Here is a 21,857-nt window from a genome sequence, read left to right as displayed (position 1 = left end):
ATGGTGTGAGAGAGCAATGGCTACTTAAACAAAGAAATAGAGAAGAAATAGAGAATTTAAAAGAAGAATTAAATATAGATTTATTAACATCTATTCTTTTAGTGAATAGAGATATAAGGGATAAAAAAAATGCAAAAGAATTTTTATTTGGAGAAATAGAGAATTTAAATGATCCATATCTAATGAAAGATATGAAAAAGGGAGTCATGAGAATAAAAGAGGCCATAGAAAACGGAAGCAAAATTACTATATATGGTGATTATGACTGTGATGGTGTATCAAGTACTTCAATATTATATAAGGGATTAAAAAGATGTGGAGCTAATTTTAATTATCATATACCAGATAGAGAAGATGAAGGATATGGTATGAATTCTAATAGAGTTAGAATTTTAAAAGAAGAAGGGACTGAATTGATTGTAACATGCGATAATGGAATCGCTGCCTTTGAAGAAATAGCATTAGCAAATGACTTAGGAATGGATGTTGTCTTAACAGATCACCATGATATTCCTTTAGTTAAAAATGAAGAAGGCGAAGTTAATAAGGAAACTCCTAAAGCTTATGCGGTTATAAATCCTAAGCAAGAGGATTGTAATTATCCATTTGAATCTTTATGTGGAGCAGGGATTGCATTTAAATTAATATGTGCCTTATATAAGGAGCTAGGAATACCACATGAGGAGGCTTTGAAGCTTTTAGAAATTTGCGCTATTGCAACAGTCTGTGATGTAGTTGATCTACTAGGTGAAAATAGAATAATAGTTAAAAAAGGTTTAGAAATGTTAAACAACACATCAAATAAAGGACTAATAGCTTTAAAGAAGTACACAGGGCTTACTGATAAGGAAATCGCACAATATCATTTAGGCTTTGTTATAGGACCTTGTATAAATGCTACAGGAAGACTTGAAACAGCTGATTTATCTGTGGAATTGCTTCTGACAGAAGATGAGGAAAAAGCAGATATGTTAGCTAAAGAACTTTTTGAACTTAATCAAAGAAGACAAGATTTAACTAAAGATAGTGTAGATATGGTTATAAAGCAAATAGAGGATAATAATATGGAAAATGATAAGGTAATTTTAGTTTATAATCCATATATACATGAAAGTATTGCAGGAATAGTTGCTGGAAGAATAAAAGAAAAATACAATGTTCCTACAATAATAATGACTAAAGGAAAAGATATGCCAAAGGGATCTGCAAGATCTATTGAGGAATATAATATATTTGAAGAATTATCTAAGTGCAAAGAGGTCATAAGTAAGTTTGGTGGTCATCCTATGGCTGCAGGATTATCGGTTGAAGAAAAAAATATACCTATATTAAGAAATATGTTATTAGAAAACTGTAATTTAACAGATTATGATATAATACCTAAGGTTAGAATTGATGTAAAATTACCTTTGGAGAATTTAAATTATGGAATAATAGATAATTTAGATAGATTAGAACCTTTTGGAAAAGGAAATTCTAGTCCTTTATTTGGAGAGAAGGACGTTAAGGTAAGCAGAGTATGGATAATGGGAAAGGAACAGAATGTAATTAAATTTAGGTGCAAATTAAGAAATAGCTATAAAACAATAGATGCCATAGCTTTTGGGAACAAGGTTGAGGAATTCAAAGAGGATTTTTCTAATAAGTATGGAAAGGAAGAATTGTTAAGAGTATTAGATGGTGGAAGCTGTAATTTTAGTGTTGATTTAATTTATTATCCCAATATAAATGAGTTTAATGGGAATAAAACTATTCAAGCTAATGTAAAATATTTTAGATTATAAAATTAAAGGAGCAATATAAAAAATATTGCTCCAGTGTTTTGTATATAATTAGGCATAAATTAATTATATACAGTATCAATATTAAGTTTTATTTATTTAGTTGTAGAATTTAATTGTTAATTAAATTCCTCTTTCGTATTGTTCTACCATTCTTTTAACCATTTCTCCACCAACGCTTCCGCATTGTTTTGAGCTAAGGTCACCATTGTAATCTGAGAATGGTACTCCCATTTCATTTGCTACCTCATTTTTGAATTTTGCTAATCCGTTTTTTGCTTCTGGAACTAATTGTGCCATTTTGAATTCCTCCTTAGTTATTAATTGAGTTTGCATTTATATATTGTGCAGAATAGAGTAAAATATGAGAGGGAATTAAAGGAGTTATTACAAAAAAATATTTACAAAACCATAGATTAATAAGGGAGTTGATTTTTTGAAAAAGTATAAAATAATGATGACTGGTGGAGGTTCAGCTGGTCACGTTACCCCAAATTTAGCATTAGTACCTAAATTAAGAGAATTAGGTTTTGAAATAAAGTATATAGGAAGTAAAGATGGTATAGAAAAAGAAATAATAACTAAAGAAAATATACCTTATTATTCAATATCATCAGGAAAATTAAGAAGATATTTCGATATAAAAAATTTTACTGACCCTTTTAAAGTTTTAAAAGGTGTTTTAGACGCTTCAAGAATATTATCAAAAGAAAAACCAGATGTTATATTTTCAAAAGGTGGATTTGTTACTGTTCCTGTTGTTATGGCAGCTTCAATGAAAAAGATACCTGTAGTATCGCATGAATCAGACTTAACTCCTGGATTAGCAAATAAAATAGCTTCACCATTTTGTGATAAGCTTTGTGTTACATTCCCTGAAAGCCTAAAATATATAAAAGATAATAAGGGTGAATTAACAGGAACACCGATTAGAGAAGAACTTTTAAAAGGTAATAAAGAAAGAGGAAGAAAGTTCTGTAACTTCAAAGAAGATAAAAAAGTTCTTATGATAGTTGGAGGAAGTTTAGGTTCTAAAGTTATAAATGATAATGTTAGAAAAATTCTAAAGGAAATATTAAGAGATTATAATGTTATACATTTATGTGGAAAAGGAAATCTAGATCAATCATTAACAGTATTAGAAGGTTATAGACAATATGAATATATATCAGATGAGCTTCCAGATTTAATGGCTTTAGCAGATTTAGTTATATCTAGAGCAGGTGCAAATACTATATTTGAATTATTATCACTTAGAAAGTTAAATATATTAATACCTTTATCAGCAAATGCCTCAAGAGGAGACCAAGTTTTAAATGCTAATTCATTTGAAAAAAGTGGTTTTTCTAAGGTTATAAAAGAAGAAGATTTAACTTCAGAAGTTTTACTAAATGCTATTAAAGAAGTAACAAAAAACAAAGAAAAATATTTAAGCTCTATGAAAACAAGCAAAATAGGCAATGGAGTGGATAATATTATAGATATAATAAAGAAATCAGCAAATATGTAAAATTTTATCGCTAATCCTTAGGATAACAGAGATGTTTAATAGCAAATAATAATAAATTATTAAAATATGTTTTAAAATATCAAAATATGTAGCTTGAAAAATTTTTTCCAAAGAGTATAATTATTAATGTCGAGTAAAATTAGTTTTGTATTAAATAATATTGGGATTTTAGATAAACTATATTATCATGTATAAGAGGTGTTTTTTATGAGTAAAGTATCAGTAATATATTGGAGTAATGGTGGAAATGTTGAAGTATTAGCAAACACTATTGCAGATGAATTAACTGATTTAGGAGCAGATGTTTTAATAAAGCATGTTTCAAACGCTAAATTAGAGGATGTAACTGAAGCGGATGCAGTAGCTTTAGGTAGCCCTTCAATGGATAATAATAGAATAGAACAATACGATATGGAACCATTTGTTAATCAATTTAAATTAACTCCAAATAACAATAAAAAGATGATTCTATTTGGATCATATGGTTGGGATAATGGAGAATTCATGACTGCATGGGTTGAGAGAATGAAAGATTATGGATTCGATGTTGTTGGTAGCTTAGCTGTAAATGAATCACCAAATGATGATGAAATTAATTCAGCTAAAGAGTTAGCAAAAAAACTAATAAAATAAGACTCAATATGCTAATAAGTAATTTTAATTAATTACTTTAAATATATTATAATTTTTAATATTTAATTTATATATCTACAAAATTAATGAAAGAGAGGTCATCTCAATGGCAATGAGAAAAATGAAAACTATGGATGGTAACACAGCTGCCGCTTATATATCATATGCGTTCACTGATGTTGCAGCAATATTCCCTATCACACCATCATCACCAATGGCAGAATGGGTTGATGAAAATAGTGCAAGAGGATTAAAGAACATATTTGGTCAAACAGTAAAAGTAATGGAAATGCAATCAGAAGCAGGTGCTGCTGGAGCAGTTCACGGTTCATTACAAGCTGGAGCTTTAACTACTACTTACACAGCTTCACAAGGTTTACTATTAATGATACCAAACATGTATAAAATAGCTGGTGAATTATTACCATCAGTATTCCATGTATCAGCTAGAGCATTAGCTACTTCAGCATTAAACATCTTCGGTGATCACCAAGACGTTATGGCTGCAAGACAAACTGGATTCGCTATGTTAGCAGAAGGATCAGTTCAAGAGGTTATGGATTTATCAGCAGTTGCTCACTTAGCATCTATTAAATCAAGAATACCTTTCGTAAACTTCTTCGATGGATTCAGAACATCACATGAAATACAAAAAGTTGAACTTTTACAATACGATGAATTAAAAGAATTAGTAGATATGGAAGCTGTAGAAGAGTTCAGAAGAAGAGCTCTTAACCCTAACAAACCTGTAACAAGAGGTACAGCTCAAAACCCAGACATCTACTTCCAAGAAAGAGAAGCAGTAAACAAATTCTACGATGTAGTTCCAGAAATAGTTGAAAGCTACATGAAAGAAATAACTAAGTTAACTGGAAGAGAGTACAACTGTTTCGATTACTATGGAGCAGAAGATGCTGAAAGAGTTATAGTAGCTATGGGATCAGTTACTGATTTAGTAGAAGAAACTGTAGATTACTTAAACGCTAAAGGAGAAAAGGTTGGATTAGTTAAAGTAAGATTATTCAGACCATTCTCAAATGAAAGATTAATAAAAGCAATGCCAAAAACTGTTAAGAGAGTTGCTGTTTTAGATAGAACAAAAGAACCAGGTGCTGCAGGAGAGCCTCTATACTTAGAAGTTAAGAATGCATTCTACGGATTAGAAAATGCTCCTGAAATAGTTGGTGGTAGATTCGGATTAGGATCAAAAGATACTATACCAGCTCATATCATTGCTGTTTACGAAAACTTAAGCAAAGAAGAACCTAAAAATGGATTCACTTTAGCTATAGTTGATGACGTAACTAACACTTCATTAGAAGAATCAGCAGAAGCTCATGAAGTTGATACTACTCCAGAAGGAACTAAAGCTTGTAAGTTCTGGGGATTAGGATCAGACGGAACTGTTGGAGCTAACAAGAGTGCTATCAAAATCATCGGAGATCATACTGATATGTATGCTCAAGGATACTTTGCATATGACTCTAAAAAATCAGGTGGGGTAACAATTTCTCACTTAAGATTTGGTAAACAACCAATAAAATCACCTTACTTAATAAATAAAGCTGATTTCGTTGCTTGTCATAACCAATCATACGTTCAAAAATACTTCGTTTTAGACGGATTAAAGAAAAACGGAACATTCTTATTAAACACAATCTGGACTCCAGAAGAAGTTGCTGAACATTTACCAGCAAGTTATAAGAGATTCTTAGCTGAAAACAACATTAAGTTCTACACTTTAAATGCTGTTAAAATAGCTCAAGAAGTTGGATTAGGTGGAAGAATCAACATGATCATGCAATCAGCATTCTTCAAACTAGCTAACATAATACCTGTAGAAGACGCAGTTAAATACTTAAAAGACGCTGTTGTAACTTCATACGGTAAAAAAGGTGAAAAAGTTGTTAACATGAACCACGCTGCTATAGACAAAGGAATCGACGCTATCGTTGAGATCAGTGTTCCAGCTGAGTGGGCTAACGCTAAAGATGAAGTAGTTGAGACTAAAGAAGTTCCAGCATTCATCAAAAATATCGTTGAACCAATGAACAGATTAGAAGGAGATAAACTTCCTGTATCTGCATTCAATGGAATGGAAGATGGTACTTTCCAACAAGGTACTGCTGCTTACGAAAAAAGAGGAATTGGTATAAACATACCAGAATGGATAGCAGACAATTGTATCCAATGTAACCAATGTGCTTACGTTTGTCCTCATGCTACAATAAGACCATTCTTATTAACTGAGGAAGAAGTTAAGAATGCTCCAGCTTCAACTAAATTAATACCTGCTAAAGGATTAAAAACTGAAGAGCCAATGGAGTTTACTATGGCTGTAAGTCCACTTGATTGTACTGGATGTGGAAACTGTGCTCAAGTTTGTCCTGCTAAGGAAAAAGCTTTAGTTATGAAACCACAACACACTCAAGCAGATCAACAAGAAGCTTGGGATTACTGTGTAGAAGAAGTAGCACCTAAGAAAAACCCAATGAACAAGAATACAGTTAAAGGTAGCCAATTTGAGCAACCATTATTCGAGTTCTCAGGAGCTTGTGCTGGATGTGGAGAAACTTCATACGTTAAACTTATAACTCAATTATTCGGAGACAGAATGATGATAGCTAACGCTACTGGATGTTCATCAATCTGGGGTGGATCAGCTCCTTCAACTCCATACACAACTAACCACAATGGTCATGGACCAGCTTGGGCTAACTCATTATTCGAGGATAACGCTGAGTTTGGATTAGGTATGTTCTTAGGAGTTAAAGCTATAAGAGAAAGATTAGTAGATCTTGCTGGAAAAGCTATAGAAGCTGGTGTTAAACCAGAAGCTAAAGAAGCTTTAGAAGCTTGGATAGCTGAAGTTGATAACGGAGAAGGAACTAGAGATAGAGCTGATGCTGTTATAGCTTCATTACAAGGTGAAACTAACGAATTCGCTAAAGAAATATTAAAAGACCAAGACTACTTAGCTAAGAGATCACAATGGATCTTCGGTGGAGACGGATGGGCTTACGACATCGGTTACGGTGGAGTTGACCACGTTTTAGCTAGTGGAGAAGATGTAAACATACTTGTTATGGATACAGAAATCTACTCAAACACTGGTGGTCAGGCTTCTAAATCAACTCCAACTGCTGCTATCGCTAAGTTTGCTGCTGCAGGTAAGAGAACTAAGAAGAAAGATTTAGGAATGATGGCTATGAGCTATGGTTATGTATATGTTGCTCAAATATCAATGGGTGCAGATAAGAACCAAACTCTTAAAGCTATAGCTGAAGCTGAAGCATACAAAGGACCATCATTAATAATAGCTTACGCTCCATGTATCAGCCACGGATTAAAAGCTGGTATGGGTAACTCTCAATTAGAAGAGAAGAGAGCTGTTGAATGTGGATACTGGGCTATGTACAGATTTAACCCAATGTTAAAAGAAACTGGTAAAAACCCATTCTCATTAGACTCTAAAGAACCAACTGGTGACTTCAGAGAATTCATAATGGGAGAAGTTAGATATGCTGCATTAGCAAAAGCATTCCCAGAAGCTGCTGAAGCTTTATTCGAGAAGACTGAAAGAGATGCTAAAGAAAGATTAGAAGGCTACAAAAAACTTGCTGGAAAGTAAGAAATAGTAGATAACTAATTACGGTTAGATATAAATTTAGATTGAAGTATAATTATAAGAGCTAGAATAGTAATATTCTAGCTCTTATTTTTTTGTCTAATGAAAACTATTTGATATCAAAATGTGTTCAGAAGGATTTTAGTGATGTAATAAAAACTTCCTTTGTTGAAATGAAAGCAGTTTCAAAATTTAAAATTGCAAGTATGGAAATAGATATATTGATCCGGCGTATTTTATATTAATACTGCAGAAAGGTATATAAGAAAGCAAGAACTAGTTGCTTAAGTAAGCATATAGAACCTTTTAAGAAGAGTAAATAGAAAAGTATATTGATGACTGAATAGTTCAAACATCTTAAGATTCAGAATAGTTATGGGATTTTTATAGAGCTAAAAAATATCACTAACTAAATTTGTGAATTTTTATTAGAAAAGATAATTTTTTATTTAAAATATTAATAAGATTTAAATTAAAATAAAAAACTAGATTATTAAAAAAAATAAAATTATTAATAAAAATATGATAAAAATATATTTTTATTAATGATTATTAACGAAATGTTAAAAAGTTTACGGTTTACACTGATATTGAATTAATTTGTTAGATAATAAGAGGAAAAGAGAGATTTAAAGAGAAAAACTTACTAAAAATTAAACTGAAAAATGTTAATAGCTTAAAATAAAAGAATGAAAGTTTTGAATAAATTGTTAACAAGGTTTATGATTTATACATAGTTAGTAGCTATTATTCAAGACAAAAATTTAGGAGATAATAAATCTTTGTCTTAGATAATAGTTGTTAATTGTTAAAATCTATTTTAAACAATAACAACAAGGAGGCGTTTATTATGCCAAATAATTCAAAGGCAAATGCAAAAAAACTTAGTTTGTTTGGATTCTTTGCAATGACAGCATCTATGGTAATGACTGTCTACGAGTATCCTACATTTGCAACATCAGGATTTCATTTAGTATTTTTCTTAATTGTTGGTGGAATTTTATGGTTCTTACCAGTTGCATTATGTGCAGCAGAAATGGCAACTGTAGATGGTTGGCAAGAAGGAGGCATATTTGCCTGGGTAGGTAATACTTTAGGTGAAAGATGGGGATTTGCAGCAATATTCTTTCAATGGTTCCAAATAACAGTTGGATTCGTTACAATGATTTATTTCATATTAGGAGCCCTTTCTTATGTTTTTAATTGGCCTGCATTAAATAGCAATCCATTAATAAAATTCATTGGTGTTTTAATTATTTTCTGGGGATTAACATTCTCACAATTTGGAGGAACTAAAAATACTGCTAAGATAGCTAAAGCAGGATTCATATTTGGAGTAGTAATTCCAGCAATTATATTATTTATATTAGGTATAATGTACATAGCAAAAGGTAATCCAGTACATGTTGATATGAGTGCTCATACTCTTATACCTGACTTCTCAAAAGTAAATACATTAGTTGTATTTGTTTCATTTATATTAGCTTATATGGGAGTTGAAGCTTCAGCTTCACATGTTAATGAATTAGAAGATGCAAGTAAAAACTATCCATTGGCTATGTTTGTACTTGTTGTAGTAGCAATAATTCTTAATACTATAGGTGGATTAACAGTAGCAGCAGTTATACCAGCAGATCAATTAAACTTAAGTGCTGGGGTTGTTCAAACATTCCATCAATTAGTAAGTATTAACTTTGGAGATGGTTTTGATTGGATAACAAGAGTAGTTGCATTATTATTAGCTGTAGGTGTTATGGCAGAGGTTAGTGCTTGGGTTGTTGGACCTTCACAAGGTATGTATGTAGCAGCTAAAAAAGGCTTATTACCTAAAAAATTAACAGAAGTTAATAAACATGATGTACCAGTACCATTAGTATTAGTTCAAGGTTTAGTTGTTACTATATGGGCCGCTGTATTAACATTCGGTGGCGGTGGAAATAACGTTTCATTCCTTACTGCTATATCATTAACAGTTGTTATATACTTAGTTGGATATTTATTATTCTTCATTGGATATTTAACACTAATAATAAAACATCCAGATTTAAAACGTGCATATCAAGTTCCAGGTGGTAAAACATTCAAAATGATAGTAGCGATTGTTGGATTCTTAGTTTCAGTATTTGCTTTAGTAATTTCATTTGTACCACCATCACAATTAACTGGTAATAGTGTTTCAGAATACTTAACTATATTATCAATAAGTTTTATAATAACAGTTTTAATTCCATTTATAATATATGCTCTACATAATAAATGGAATGGTAATAAAACAAATTAAATTTATTTTGAAGTAGTTTATTAATTTAAACTACTTCAAATAATTTATCTTTATATATTAACGAAAAATTAAATTGTAAAAAAATTAAATTATATTTAAAGTGACCCTAAGGAGGACTTAAAAATGAAATCTACAGATGAGAAAGAGATAAAATTAGGAGAGAGTTTTACAACACCTATATTTGGGACAAGTGCAAGTAACAAATCTATGCCAAGTGATAAGATGGGAGAAAAATCAATAGCATCTGATGTAGCATATAGACTTATAAAGGATGATTTATTAGATGAGGGAAATGCACGTCAGAATTTAGCCACATTCTGCCAAACATACATGGATGACGAAGCAGTAAAATTAATGTCAGAAACATTAGAAAAGAATGCTATAGATAAATCAGAATATCCTCAAACAACTGATTTAGAAAATCGTTGTGTAAATATAATAGCAGGTTTATGGCATGCACAAAAAGATGAAAGTTTCATAGGAACATCAACAGTAGGATCATCAGAAGCATGTATGCTTGGTGGTATGGCTATGAAATTTAGATGGAGAAACAAAGCTAAGGCTTTAGGAATGGATGTAACTTCAAGAAAACCTAACTTAGTAATTTCTTCAGGATATCAAGTGTGTTGGGAAAAATTCTGTGTTTATTGGGACGTTGAAATGAGAGTAGTTCCAATGGATAAAGATCATATGAGTATAAATGTAGATAAAGTTTTAGATTATGTTGATGAAAATACAATTGGAGTAGTAGGAATACTAGGAATAACTTATACTGGTAAATTTGATGATATCAAAGCTTTAGATGAGAAACTTGAAGAATATAATAAAGATCATGATTTAAAAGTTCATATTCATGTTGATGCCGCTTCAGGTGGAATGTTTACACCATTTATAGAACCAGACCTAAAATGGGATTTTAGACTTAAAAATGTTGTTTCAATAAATACATCAGGTCATAAATACGGTTTAGTTTATCCAGGAATAGGATGGATAGTATGGAGAGATGAGGAATTCCTACCAAAAGAATTAGTATTTGAAGTAAGTTATCTAGGTGGAAATATGCCGACAATGGCAATAAACTTCTCAAGATCAGCTAGCCAAATTATAGGTCAATATTACAACTTCTTACGTTATGGATTCAAAGGATATGAACAAATACATCAAAGAACAAAAGATGTTGCTATGTACATATCAAATCAACTTGAAAAAACAGGTTTATTTGAAATATATAATAATGGTGAGAACTTACCAATAGTTTGTTATAAATTAAAAGATAATGCAAATGTTCAATGGACATTATATGATTTAGAAGATAGATTATTAATGAAGGGATGGCAAGTGCCAGCATATCCATTACCTAAAGACTTAGAAAATATAGTAATTCAAAGAGTAGTTTGTCGTGCAGATTTTAGTCATAATTTAGCCGATTTATACATAAGAGATTTAAATGCTGCAATTAAAGATTTAAATGAAGCAACAGTATTAAGAAAAGCAAATTAAATATAAATATAAATATAAATAAAATCAAGGAAATTTATAAATAAATTTTCTTGATTTTATTTATAGTAGGAAATGAGGTTAAAGTTATGAACTACTATATGAGTATATTATTCAGAGCTATACCGCTATTTATGGGAGCCATATGTCTTACTTATGGATTATATATTAATACTTTAGGAGATAAATTAGGATCAGGATATATAGTTGCTAGTCATGTAATAATATTTTTTACAGCAATATGTATAGCCTTATTTGCTACAGCTGCAACAATAATAAGACAACTAACAAATAAATATAATTCTTTTTTTAAATTTATTTTACCAACAATAGGATATTCATTTTCAGCTATAAGTATGATTGGTGGATTATATTTTGCTTTAAATGATGGTGGAAATTCTGCATATTTTGTATCCGGAAGTATAGCCTTTGGTATAGGTCTAATTTCTTGTTGCATTTCAACAGTAGCATTATCATCAACAAAGTTTTTACTTATCCCTAATAATAGTAAAAATTTAAAAGAAGGTGAAAAACCAGATGGATGTTTTACAGAAGGTTTTTCAAAATTTTTAATTGCTATTCCTATAGTATGTACAATTATTGGATTATCAGTTTCAGCATATCTTTTAAGTGATACAAAGAATATTTCTAGTTTAGTTGCTGGATTTGTTGTATTTGGTATATCATTAGTATGTGCTAGTTTAATATCATTAGTGGCTAGTGTAGCTAGACAAATACAAAATACATTTACAGAGAAAGAGCGGTGGAAATGGTCTATATGGGTTTTAGTTTTAGGAAGTATAAATGCAATTCTAGGTATATGTATTCTTTTAATTAGTAAAAATCAAGCATTAATAGCACCTGGCTATGTTTTAATTGGATTAGGCTTAGTTTGTTACAGTATATCTAGTAAAGTTTTGTTACTTGCATCTGTTTGGAGAAGGAAAAGTGAATTAGCTAAAAGAATTCCTCTAATTCCAGTTATAACAGCGTTAATATGTTTATTTTTAGGTGTTTATTTATCAGAAGCTGAATTAGTTAATGTATCATATTTTGTGCCAGCTCATGTTATGATTGGATTAGGAGCAATATGTTTTACCTTATTTTCAATAGTATCAATACTAGAAGATGGTACAGAAAGTTAAATATAGTTTTATAATTTATAAGAGTGAATAAAAATTTTATTCACTCTTATTTTTGTTTAAGAAAAACTATTTATTATGCAAATGGATTAGGAGAGTTTTATCTAAGTTGATGAATTTTTATTATTTAGATAAGTAAAAGAAGTATATTAAATGATTTTATAAATAGTAAAAGAATATAAATACATTCTTAATTTGAGTTTTTGAATAAAATGTTAATTAATTGTGTGCTATTTTTTGTGATTCTATTTTTTTATTAGTAAAATATATTGAATTTTAATAATATCATTTTGATATAAATACAAAAAAATATACTATTATAAATGATATTAATAAAAAGATAGAGCTTTTATTAATATTATACTAATAAAAATAAAAGTTCATTATGTTATGAAGAAAAATGAAGAAATAATTAGAAATTTAAAGAACTAACGAGGTAATTTAAAAATGAACAAAAAGATAATAAAATATTAACAAAATGTAACGAATTAAAGAATTTTAATTAATTAATAAAAGGTGTATTATATAAATAACTTGATGAGGCAATCATCAAAAGAAAAAATAATATGAATGGTTACTAAAAATTAATCTTAATTTCTTGAGGTCACGTTGAAGAAATTAAGAATGGTTTTTAGGTGAACTTAGGAGGTTTTTGAAATGCTTTTTGGAAAAAATGGAAATGAAGGATTAGGAAAAAATTTCACAACACCAATATTTGGAACAGTAGCTAGTAACGAATCTATTCCAAAATATGAGTTATCTAAAGACTCAATAGCTCCAGATGTTGCTTATAGACTTATAAAAGATGATTTATTAGATGAAGGTAATGCTCGTCAAAACTTATGTACTTTCTGTCAAACATACATGGATGACGAAGCAGTAAAATTAATGTCAGAAACATTAGAAAAAAATGCTATAGATAAATCAGAATATCCTCAAACAACTGATTTAGAAAATCGTTGTGTAAATATAATAGCAGATTTATGGAATGCACAAAAAGATGAAAGTTTCATAGGAACATCAACAGTAGGATCATCAGAAGCATGTATGCTTGGTGGTATGGCTATGAAATTTAGATGGAGAAACAGAGCTAAGGCTTTAGGAATGGATGTTAATTCAAAAAAACCTAACTTAGTAATTTCTTCAGGATATCAAGTATGTTGGGAAAAATTCTGCGTTTACTGGGATATAGAAATGAGATTAGTTCCATTAGATGAAGAACATATGAGCATAAATGTAGATAAAGTTTTAGATTATGTTGATGAATACACAATTGGTGTAGTTGGTATATTAGGAATAACTTATACAGGAAAATATGATGATATAAAAGCTTTAGATAAAAAATTAGAAGAGTATAACAAAACAGCAAAAATATCAGTTCCAATTCACGTTGATGGAGCTTCAGGTGGTTTATTTGCACCATTTATAGAACCAGACTTAGAATGGGACTTCAGACTTAAAAACGTTGTTTCAATAAATGCATCAGGACATAAATATGGATTAGTTTATCCTGGTATAGGTTGGGTATTATGGAGAGATAAAGAATACTTACCACAAGAATTAATATTTAAAGTAAGCTACTTAGGTGGTGAAATGCCAACAATGGCAATAAACTTCTCAAGATCAGCTAGCCAAATTATTGGTCAATATTATAACTTCTTAAGATATGGATTTGAAGGATATAGACAAATACATCAAAGAACAAAAGATGTTGCTATGTATCTATCAGATGAACTTGAAAAAACAGGTTTATTTGAAATATACAACAGAGGTGAAAACTTACCAATAGTTTGTTATAAATTAAAAGATGATGCAAATGTTCAATGGACATTATATGATTTAGCAGATAAATTATTAATGAAAGGATGGCAAGTACCTGCTTATCCATTACCAGAAAACTTACAAGATACAATAATTCAAAGAGTTGTTTGTCGTGCAGACTTTAGCCATAACTTAGCTGAATTATATATAAGAGACTTAACTGCAGCTATAAAAGATTTAGATAATGCAAGAATTTTAAATAAAAAAGCTAAAACTGGAGTACAAGGATTTACTCACTAGGATTTAATGAAAACTCTCTTTAAAGTAATTGCTTTAAAGAGAGTTTTTTGTTAAAATTTTATAAAAAAAATAAATATAACTTTTTTTATTGATTATAATTTTGTATTGTGTTAAGAATATAATTAAATATTATAAAGAAAGTACTTTTATTATTTTGTATTTAAGGTTACAATTAGTATAAAGTAAATTTTCCACAAGGGAGGAAAGATTATGTCAGATAAAGATTTAAACAAATGCTGCGGAGGCAACTGTGGTTGTGGAAGCGAAAAAGAAGAAAAGCATGAAGGATGCGGATGTGGTGGACACGGTCACGATCATGGACATGAACATCATGAAGGATGCGGATGCGGAGAAGAGCATGTAGAGCATTTCGTTGTAGACTTAGAAGATGAAGAAGGAAACACAATAACTTGTGATGTTATTGATGCTTTTGAATATAAAGATGAAGAGTACGTTTTAGTACAACATCCTGATGAATCAGTTTACTTATTCAAATCTCAAGGTGAAGAAGGAGAATTAGTTCTTCCTTCAGAAGAAGAGTTTGATGAAGTTGTTAAATTCTACGAAGAAAATGTAGCAGAATAATTAAAAAAAAGGTGATGTTTTACATCATCTTTTTTTTAGTTTATAATACTCTTGATAAATTTTACGTGAAACGTGGGGAATAACATGGAAAAATTAGCTATATTTGATGTTGACTTTACTTTAACCAACAAGGAAACTTTACTGCAGTTATTTAGATTTCTAATAAAAGAAGATAAGAAAAATTTGAAGTTTATACCAAGAGCTGCTTTTTCAGGTCTTATGTATGGATTAAAGTTTTATGATGAGAAGAAAGTTAAGCAATCATTTCTTAAATTCATAGATGGAGTAGAGGAGAAGGATTTAAAAATTCTTGTAAAAAAATATTATGATGAAGTTTTAAGTAAAATCATTTATAAGGACTCCATTGATATGATGAGAAAGTTAAAGTCAGAAGGGTATAAAATTTATTTGATATCAGCTTCACCAGAGTTTTATTTAAATGAACTTTATAATATAAAGGAAGTAGATGTTATAATAGGAACAAGATTTTCATTTAATGAAGGAAAATTTGAAAGAAAAATGTTAGGTGAAAATTGTAAGGGAGAAGAGAAAGTTAGAAGACTTAAAGAGTATTTAAAAGAAAATAATATAGAAGTAGATTATAAAAACTCATATATGTTTTCTGATTCATTATCAGATAAACCTTTATTAGACTTAGTAGGAAATGCATATTTAATAAATTACAAGAAGAAGAATGATAATTATAAAATTTTAAATTGGAAATAAAAAAAGCAATCTCTTTTTGAGATTGCTTTTTATTTATTTTAAATTATTTACTAACTCTTGTTGTTATAGTTTGAGTTAATGGTGGTACAACTTGTTTCTTTCTTGAAAGAACTCCAGGTAAGAAAGTAGTTGAATCCTCTAATTTAACTTTAAAAGCTTCTTCAGCAATTTCAGGACTTCTTCCAGCCACTAATATTTGTGAACCTTCATTGATTATGTCAGTAAGTAATAACATAATCATTTCTAATCCCATTGATTCAGCTTTTTGATTCATGTAAGCTAACATTTCATCTTTTAAAGGCATAAATCCTTCGATATCCATTGTATTAACTTGAGCAACACCTACTTTAACACCTTCGATTGTGAAAGGTTTGAAGTCAGCATTGAATATTTCTTCAATAGATTTTCCTTTTAATGAAGTACCCGCTTTAAACATTTCTTTAGCAAATGTTTCAGGAACTATTCCTGCTATTTCAGCAAGTTTTCTACACATTTTCACGTCTTGTGGAGTACAAGTTGGTGATTTAAATAATAATGTGTCTGAAATTATAGCTCCACATAAAAGTCCAGCAGCTTCTCTTGACGGTCTTATGCCATTTTCGAAGAATCTCTTAGCAACTATTGTTGAAGTACTTCCAAGAGGCTCATTTCTGAAGTATATAGGATTACCAGTTTGTATGTCAGCAACTCTATGGTGATCTATGATTTCTAATACTTCAGCATCCTCTAAACCATGTACTGATTGACCTCTTTCGTTATGGTCAACTTGAATAACTTTCTTTTTATGAGTAGAAATTAAGTGGAATCTTGCGATTGAACCAACCACTTTATTATTTTCATCTATTACAGGATAGTTACTGTATCTAGTTTCACTCATTGTTACTTTTACATCTTCAACTAAATCATCAGTAGATACTGAAACTAAGTCATCTTTAGTCATAACATAGTCTACAGGTAAACTTTGAACGATTAATCTTGATGCAGTAAATGAATCATGAGGAGTTGTAATAACAGTTATGTTATTTTTCTTAGCAAGAGCTATTATTTCCTCTGAAGGTTTATGACCACCAGTTATTATTAATAGAGATACATTTAATTCTATTAATTCAGCTTGTATTTCAGATCTATCACCAGCTATTGCGATATCACCTTCACTTATGAATTCTTTTAAAGATTCAGCTTGCATAGCAGCAACTACAACTTTTCCAGGGAATATTTTAATTTCTTCGTTTACGTTTTGTGTTTCAGCAGATAATGTATCTAATATGTTATCTAATGAAGTAGCACTTTTAGCAAGTATGTTGCTATCCCATACATCCATGTATGTTGCTGTTATATTTGATGTTGATAACATTCCAAGTAAGTGATTATTCCCATCAGCAACTGGAATTGATTTTAAGTTTTTATCTCTCATTATATTCCAAGCCATCTTAAGTGACACTTCTGGAGCTAATGGAGCTATTTTATCCATTTCTAAATCTTCAACTTTTAGCTTAACAGTTTCTAAAAATTGAGGAGCTTGAACACCAAAATAATCAAGTATGTATTGAGTTTCTTGGTTAACATTTCCTAATCTAACAGGTATAGCTGGAATGTCTTGTGTTTTATTTTTAAATTCAGAATATGCTAAAGCAGCACATATTGAATCTGAATCAGGATTTTTATGTCCTGTAATGTATATAACATCCTTCATGCAGGTTGCCTCCTTTGTAATTTAAATTTTTTTTAATTCATGAATATATTTTAATTCCTAAATTATGAAAAGTAAAGTTTAACAAAACTCATTTTATCATAGTTTAAGAGAATTTTCTATGAGATGAAAGCAGAGAAATATTATGAGTGTAAGATGTTACATAAGAATTTTTTTAGTTCTAAAAAGAAGCGAATTAAACATATATTACAATAGATTGCTAGGAAAAAAAGGAGGAACAAAAAGTTATGCAAGAGAAAGAGCTCTTTAGAGGGTTAACAACTCAAGAAGCTAAAAACCGGACAGAGAAGTTTGGATTAAATGAAATAACAGAAAAGAAAAAGGTATCGGCTATAAAAATATTATTACAACAATTTAATGATTTTATAATATGGGTTTTAATAGGAGCCACTATTATATCTGGACTTATGGGAGATGTAGCAGATGCTATTACCATCTTTGTTATTGTTATAATAAATGGTCTTCTAGGATTTATACAGGAATTTAAAACAGAAAAGTCTTTAGATGCTTTAAAATCTTTAGCAGCACCAACCTGTAAAGTATTAAGAGATGGAAATATTAAAGTTATTAATGCCAATGAATTAACAATAGGAGATATTGTAATTCTTGAAGCTGGTGATAGAGTTCCAGCTGACGGAGAGATATTTGAATGTACAAATCTTATGGTTGATGAATCATTACTTACTGGAGAGTCCTTAGGAGTCAATAAAGCAAGTAATTCAAAAGAAGCTTCTTTAACTTATATGGGGACTAAAGTATTAAAAGGTAAAGGAAGATTTAGGGTAACCGCTATAGGAATGAATACAAAAATGGGTTCAATAGCTGATATGCTACAAGATATAGAAGAAGAAAAATCTCCGCTTAAAGAAAGATTAGATGGATTAGGAAAAATTTTATTAGTATTATGCCTTGGAATATGTACTTTAGTAACTATTTTAGGTATTATCAGAGGAAATGATTTAACTGAAATGTTCTTATTAGGAGTAAGTTTAGCAGTAGCTGCTATACCAGAAGGACTAGCTGCCATAGTAACAGTTTCACTAGCTTTAGGTGTTTCTAGAATGCTTAAGAAAAATGCTTTGGTAAAGAAATTACCAGCAGTAGAAACTCTAGGATGTACATCAGTCATATGTAGTGATAAAACTGGTACATTAACTCAAAATAAAATGACTGTTAAGGAAATATTCGTTGAAGGAAAACATTGTAGAATAGATGTTGATAAGATTCCAAATTCACCTATACTTATGAAGGCATTTATTTATTGCAATGACTGTAATTACGATTTTTCAAAAAACAAAGTGGAAGATGTTTTAAATGGAGATCCTACTGAAACAGCATTAATAAAGGCATATTTTAATAATGTGGATACTTTGAAAAATACAATATCCAATATAAATAGGATTTTTGATATACCTTTTGATTCAAGTAGAAAAATGATGTCAGTAATAGTTAAAGAAAATGGCAAAGAAGTTTGTTACGTAAAAGGAGCTCCAGAGAGGCTTATAAATAAATGTAGATATATACACGAAGAAGGAAGAGTTAAATTATTGACTGCTCAAAAGAAACAACAAATATTAAATGTTGTTGAAAATATGAGTAATAGAGCCTTAAGATGTATAGCTGGTGCATATAAAATAGAAAATTTAACAAGAGATGAAGGATTAGAAAAAGACTTTATATTCCTTGGGATTGCAGGTATTATAGATCCGCCTAGACCAGAGGTTAAAGATTCAGTAATAAAATGTAGACTAGCTGGAATAACCCCTGTAATGATAACTGGCGACCATAAAAATACAGCTTTTGCTATAGGGAAGGATTTAAATATTGCTAAGTCACAAGAACAAGTAATAACTGGAGAAGAATTGGATAAGTTAGATGATAATCAACTTAAAAAGTCAGTTAATAAGCTTAGAATATTTGCAAGAGTTACACCTAACCATAAGTTAAGAATAGTTAAGGCTTTTAAACAAAATGGTAATATAGTTGCTATGACGGGAGATGGAGTAAATGATGCGCCAGCTATAAAAGAGGCGGATATAGGAGTCGCTATGGGAATATCAGGAACTGATGTTACAAAGGAAGCCTCTGCAATGATTTTAATGGATGATAATTTTGAAACCATAGTATCCGCAGTAGAAGAGGGAAGAATAATATATGATAACATAAGAAAGTTCATAAGATATTTATTGTCATGTAACTTAGGAGAGGTATTAACGATGTTCTTAGCTACAATCTTCTATCTTCCAACACCTATGTTACCTATACAAATATTATTTGTAAATTTAGCAACAGATGGATTACCAGCAATAGCTTTAGGAGTAGACCCAGCTGATAAGGATATAATGAATCAACAACCTAGAAGTAAAAAGGAAAGTATATTTGCAAGAGGACTTACTGAAAAAATTCTAGTAAGAGGATGCTTGATTGGAATATGCACATTATTATCATTTATTGTAGGTGGATTATATGGAATGGATTTAGATACATGTAGAACAATTGCTTTATCAACATTAGTTATGTCTCAATTACTACATGTTTTTGAGTGTAGATCTGAAAGACATTCTATATTTGAAATAAAATTATTTACTAATATGTATTTAGTGGGAGCTGTTCTTATATCAATAGTAATGTTATTAAGCATTATTTATATTCCTTTCTTTAGTAGTATCTTCCATACTACTATTTTAGGAATAAACCATTGGCTAATAGTATTATTCTTTTCAACAATAATTTTCTTTATAAATAGCTTATACTTATTTATAAAGGTGAAAAAATAAATATTAAAATAGAAAAATAAAGTTTATTTAAAAGATAAAAAGCTGTATTATTATACAGCTTTTTATCTTTGTTTAAATTGTTGTTGTTGTCTAGCTTTCTTTAATTGTGAGTGATCAACAGGTACTAAATCTTGTTTAGTCGTTAAGTTAAGTACGTTATTAAGTACAATATATTCTTTTTCATTTTCTTTATTTGACTTAAGTCCTTGAACTATAACACTATTTCCTTTTTTCACATTTATGAAAGTAGGTTTTTTAAACCAACGATTCTTTTTATATACGCATTTTATTATTTGCTTACTTCTTTCAGGTTTAACTATTAAAGTAACAACTAACTTGTGGAATATCCAAAGAATAGTTTTTTCTTCGATTTTTTCAGAGATTACGCTTCCTTGAAGTTGAGCCATTCTATCGCCGTATTTTTCAAGATAAGAATCAGTGTAATATTTAGATAATTTTTCTTTGAAACCCATAATTATAACTCCTTTTAAGTTGACGAATTTACATTTATTATTACTATAAATACATATTATATGATAGATAGTATTATAACATAATATTAAATATATTAAAATAGTTTGATAATAGCTGAAAGCCTATAGAATAAGAATTTTATATAAATATATTATTTAATTTTTTATACTAAAATTATTCAATGTAAATATTTAAATTATGGACTTATAAGAATTTATATTCTATAATAATAGTATAATGAAAATGTTATCTTAGGAGGAAATGTAATGGATAAACAACAATTAGCAAGAATGATAGACCATACTATATTAAAACCTGAGGCTGATAGAGCATCAATAGAAAAGCTTTGCAAAGAAGCTTTAGAATATAATTTTGCATCAGTTTGTGTAAACCCTACCAATGTAGAATTAGCAGCTGAGCTTTTAAAAGGAAGCGATGTGAAAGTTTGTACAGTAATAGGTTTCCCTTTAGGAGCAAACACTATGGAAGTTAAAGCTTTTGAAACTAAAGATGCAATATCAAAAGGCGCAGATGAAGTTGATATGGTTATAAACATAGGTAGATTAAAAGATAAAGATTATGAATATGTAGAAAAAGATATAAAAGCTGTTGTAGATGCGGCTGATAAGAAAGCGCTTACAAAAGTTATAATAGAAACTTGTCTTTTAACTGATGAAGAAAAAGTTAAAGCTTGTGAATTAGCTAAGAAAGCAGGAGCAGATTTCGTTAAAACATCAACTGGATTCTCAACAGGTGGAGCAACTCCAGAAGATATTAAATTAATGAGAGAAACTGTAGGACCAGAGATGGGTGTTAAGGCATCAGGTGGAGTAAGATCAACAGAAGATGCTGAAGCTGTAATTAAAAATGGTGCTACTAGAATAGGAGCATCAGCTTCAATCGCTATATGTGAAGGAAAAGTTTCAGATTCAACATACTAATATATAATTAAATATTTTTAGTTTATTAAAGCCTATAGAAAAGTTTTTTCTATAGGTTTTTTTGTCGAAGAAAAAAATAAATAAAAAAATGAAAATGATGGCTAATTTTA

15 protein-coding genes are annotated in these 21,857 nt (G+C 29.7%); 12 read left to right on the top strand and 3 right to left on the bottom strand.

What is annotated here, in order from left to right; genetic code table 11:
- The first annotated feature begins 5 nt into the window (after positions 1 to 5).
- Positions 6 to 1,784, top strand: a complete 1,779-nt coding sequence (recJ, locus tag OIF33_RS04765) for a single-stranded-DNA-specific exonuclease RecJ (RefSeq protein WP_322503076.1) — start codon at positions 6 to 8, stop codon at positions 1,782 to 1,784.
- A gap of 120 nt (positions 1,785 to 1,904) precedes the next feature.
- Here recJ and OIF33_RS04760 read toward each other — a convergent pair whose 3' ends face one another.
- Positions 1,905 to 2,081: an alpha/beta-type small acid-soluble spore protein gene (locus OIF33_RS04760; protein WP_322503075.1), complete on the bottom strand. Its 177-nt coding sequence runs from the start codon at positions 2,079 to 2,081 to the stop codon at positions 1,905 to 1,907.
- 136 nt (positions 2,082 to 2,217) lie between these two features.
- Between OIF33_RS04760 and OIF33_RS04755 the strand changes: the two genes are divergently transcribed.
- The 9 genes from OIF33_RS04755 (at position 2,218) to OIF33_RS04715 (ending at position 15,844) form a co-directional block, all read left to right on the top strand.
- Positions 2,218 to 3,291 (top strand): undecaprenyldiphospho-muramoylpentapeptide beta-N-acetylglucosaminyltransferase, encoded by a 1,074-nt coding sequence (locus tag OIF33_RS04755; protein ID WP_322503074.1) that lies wholly within the window; start codon positions 2,218 to 2,220, stop codon positions 3,289 to 3,291.
- Positions 3,292 to 3,498: 207 nt separating this feature from the next.
- Positions 3,499 to 3,924 carry a flavodoxin gene (locus OIF33_RS04750; RefSeq protein WP_322503073.1) on the top strand — a complete coding sequence of 142 codons (426 nt, stop codon included), beginning with the start codon at positions 3,499 to 3,501 and terminating at the stop codon, positions 3,922 to 3,924.
- 112 nt (positions 3,925 to 4,036) lie between these two features.
- A complete protein-coding gene (gene nifJ, locus OIF33_RS04745) occupies positions 4,037 to 7,555 on the top strand; it encodes a pyruvate:ferredoxin (flavodoxin) oxidoreductase (protein ID WP_322503256.1) in 3,519 nt (1,172 codons plus the stop codon).
- Between the two features lie 847 nt (positions 7,556 to 8,402).
- Complete coding sequence (gene gadC / locus OIF33_RS04740; protein WP_322503072.1) at positions 8,403 to 9,833, top strand: glutamate:gamma-aminobutyrate antiporter; 1,431 nt, start codon at positions 8,403 to 8,405, stop codon at positions 9,831 to 9,833.
- A 123-nt stretch (positions 9,834 to 9,956) separates the two neighbouring features.
- Positions 9,957 to 11,333: a glutamate decarboxylase gene (locus OIF33_RS04735; RefSeq protein WP_322503071.1), complete on the top strand. Its 1,377-nt coding sequence runs from the start codon at positions 9,957 to 9,959 to the stop codon at positions 11,331 to 11,333.
- 86 nt (positions 11,334 to 11,419) lie between these two features.
- Positions 11,420 to 12,475 (top strand): DUF2776 family protein, encoded by a 1,056-nt coding sequence (locus tag OIF33_RS04730; RefSeq protein WP_322503070.1) that lies wholly within the window; start codon positions 11,420 to 11,422, stop codon positions 12,473 to 12,475.
- A gap of 654 nt (positions 12,476 to 13,129) precedes the next feature.
- A complete protein-coding gene (locus OIF33_RS04725) occupies positions 13,130 to 14,533 on the top strand; it encodes a glutamate decarboxylase (RefSeq protein ID WP_322503069.1) in 1,404 nt (467 codons plus the stop codon).
- 210 nt (positions 14,534 to 14,743) lie between these two features.
- Entirely contained in the window at positions 14,744 to 15,118 is a 375-nt protein-coding gene (locus OIF33_RS04720; protein ID WP_322503068.1) for a DUF1292 domain-containing protein, read from the top strand.
- A gap of 84 nt (positions 15,119 to 15,202) precedes the next feature.
- Complete coding sequence (locus OIF33_RS04715; protein WP_322503067.1) at positions 15,203 to 15,844, top strand: HAD-IB family hydrolase; 642 nt, start codon at positions 15,203 to 15,205, stop codon at positions 15,842 to 15,844.
- Positions 15,845 to 15,887: 43 nt separating this feature from the next.
- Here OIF33_RS04715 and OIF33_RS04710 read toward each other — a convergent pair whose 3' ends face one another.
- Entirely contained in the window at positions 15,888 to 17,537 is a 1,650-nt protein-coding gene (locus tag OIF33_RS04710; RefSeq protein WP_322503066.1) for a putative manganese-dependent inorganic diphosphatase, read from the bottom strand.
- A gap of 245 nt (positions 17,538 to 17,782) precedes the next feature.
- On the opposite strand from OIF33_RS04710, the gene OIF33_RS04705 reads away from it, so the two are divergent.
- Complete coding sequence (locus tag OIF33_RS04705; RefSeq protein WP_322503065.1) at positions 17,783 to 20,332, top strand: calcium-translocating P-type ATPase, PMCA-type; 2,550 nt, start codon at positions 17,783 to 17,785, stop codon at positions 20,330 to 20,332.
- 62 nt (positions 20,333 to 20,394) lie between these two features.
- Here OIF33_RS04705 and OIF33_RS04700 read toward each other — a convergent pair whose 3' ends face one another.
- Complete coding sequence (locus OIF33_RS04700) at positions 20,395 to 20,805, bottom strand: hypothetical protein (protein ID WP_322503064.1); 411 nt, start codon at positions 20,803 to 20,805, stop codon at positions 20,395 to 20,397.
- Positions 20,806 to 21,072: 267 nt separating this feature from the next.
- On the opposite strand from OIF33_RS04700, the gene deoC reads away from it, so the two are divergent.
- Positions 21,073 to 21,747, top strand: coding sequence for a deoxyribose-phosphate aldolase (gene deoC / locus OIF33_RS04695; protein ID WP_322503063.1), 675 nt, complete (start codon positions 21,073 to 21,075; stop codon positions 21,745 to 21,747).
- Positions 21,748 to 21,857 lie beyond the last annotated feature (110 nt).

It is taken from the genome of Clostridium sp. LIBA-8841 (genome assembly GCF_034439435.1).
Lineage (GTDB): Bacteria > Bacillota > Clostridia > Clostridiales > Clostridiaceae > Sarcina.
This window is presented reverse-complemented; position numbering and strand designations above follow the sequence as displayed.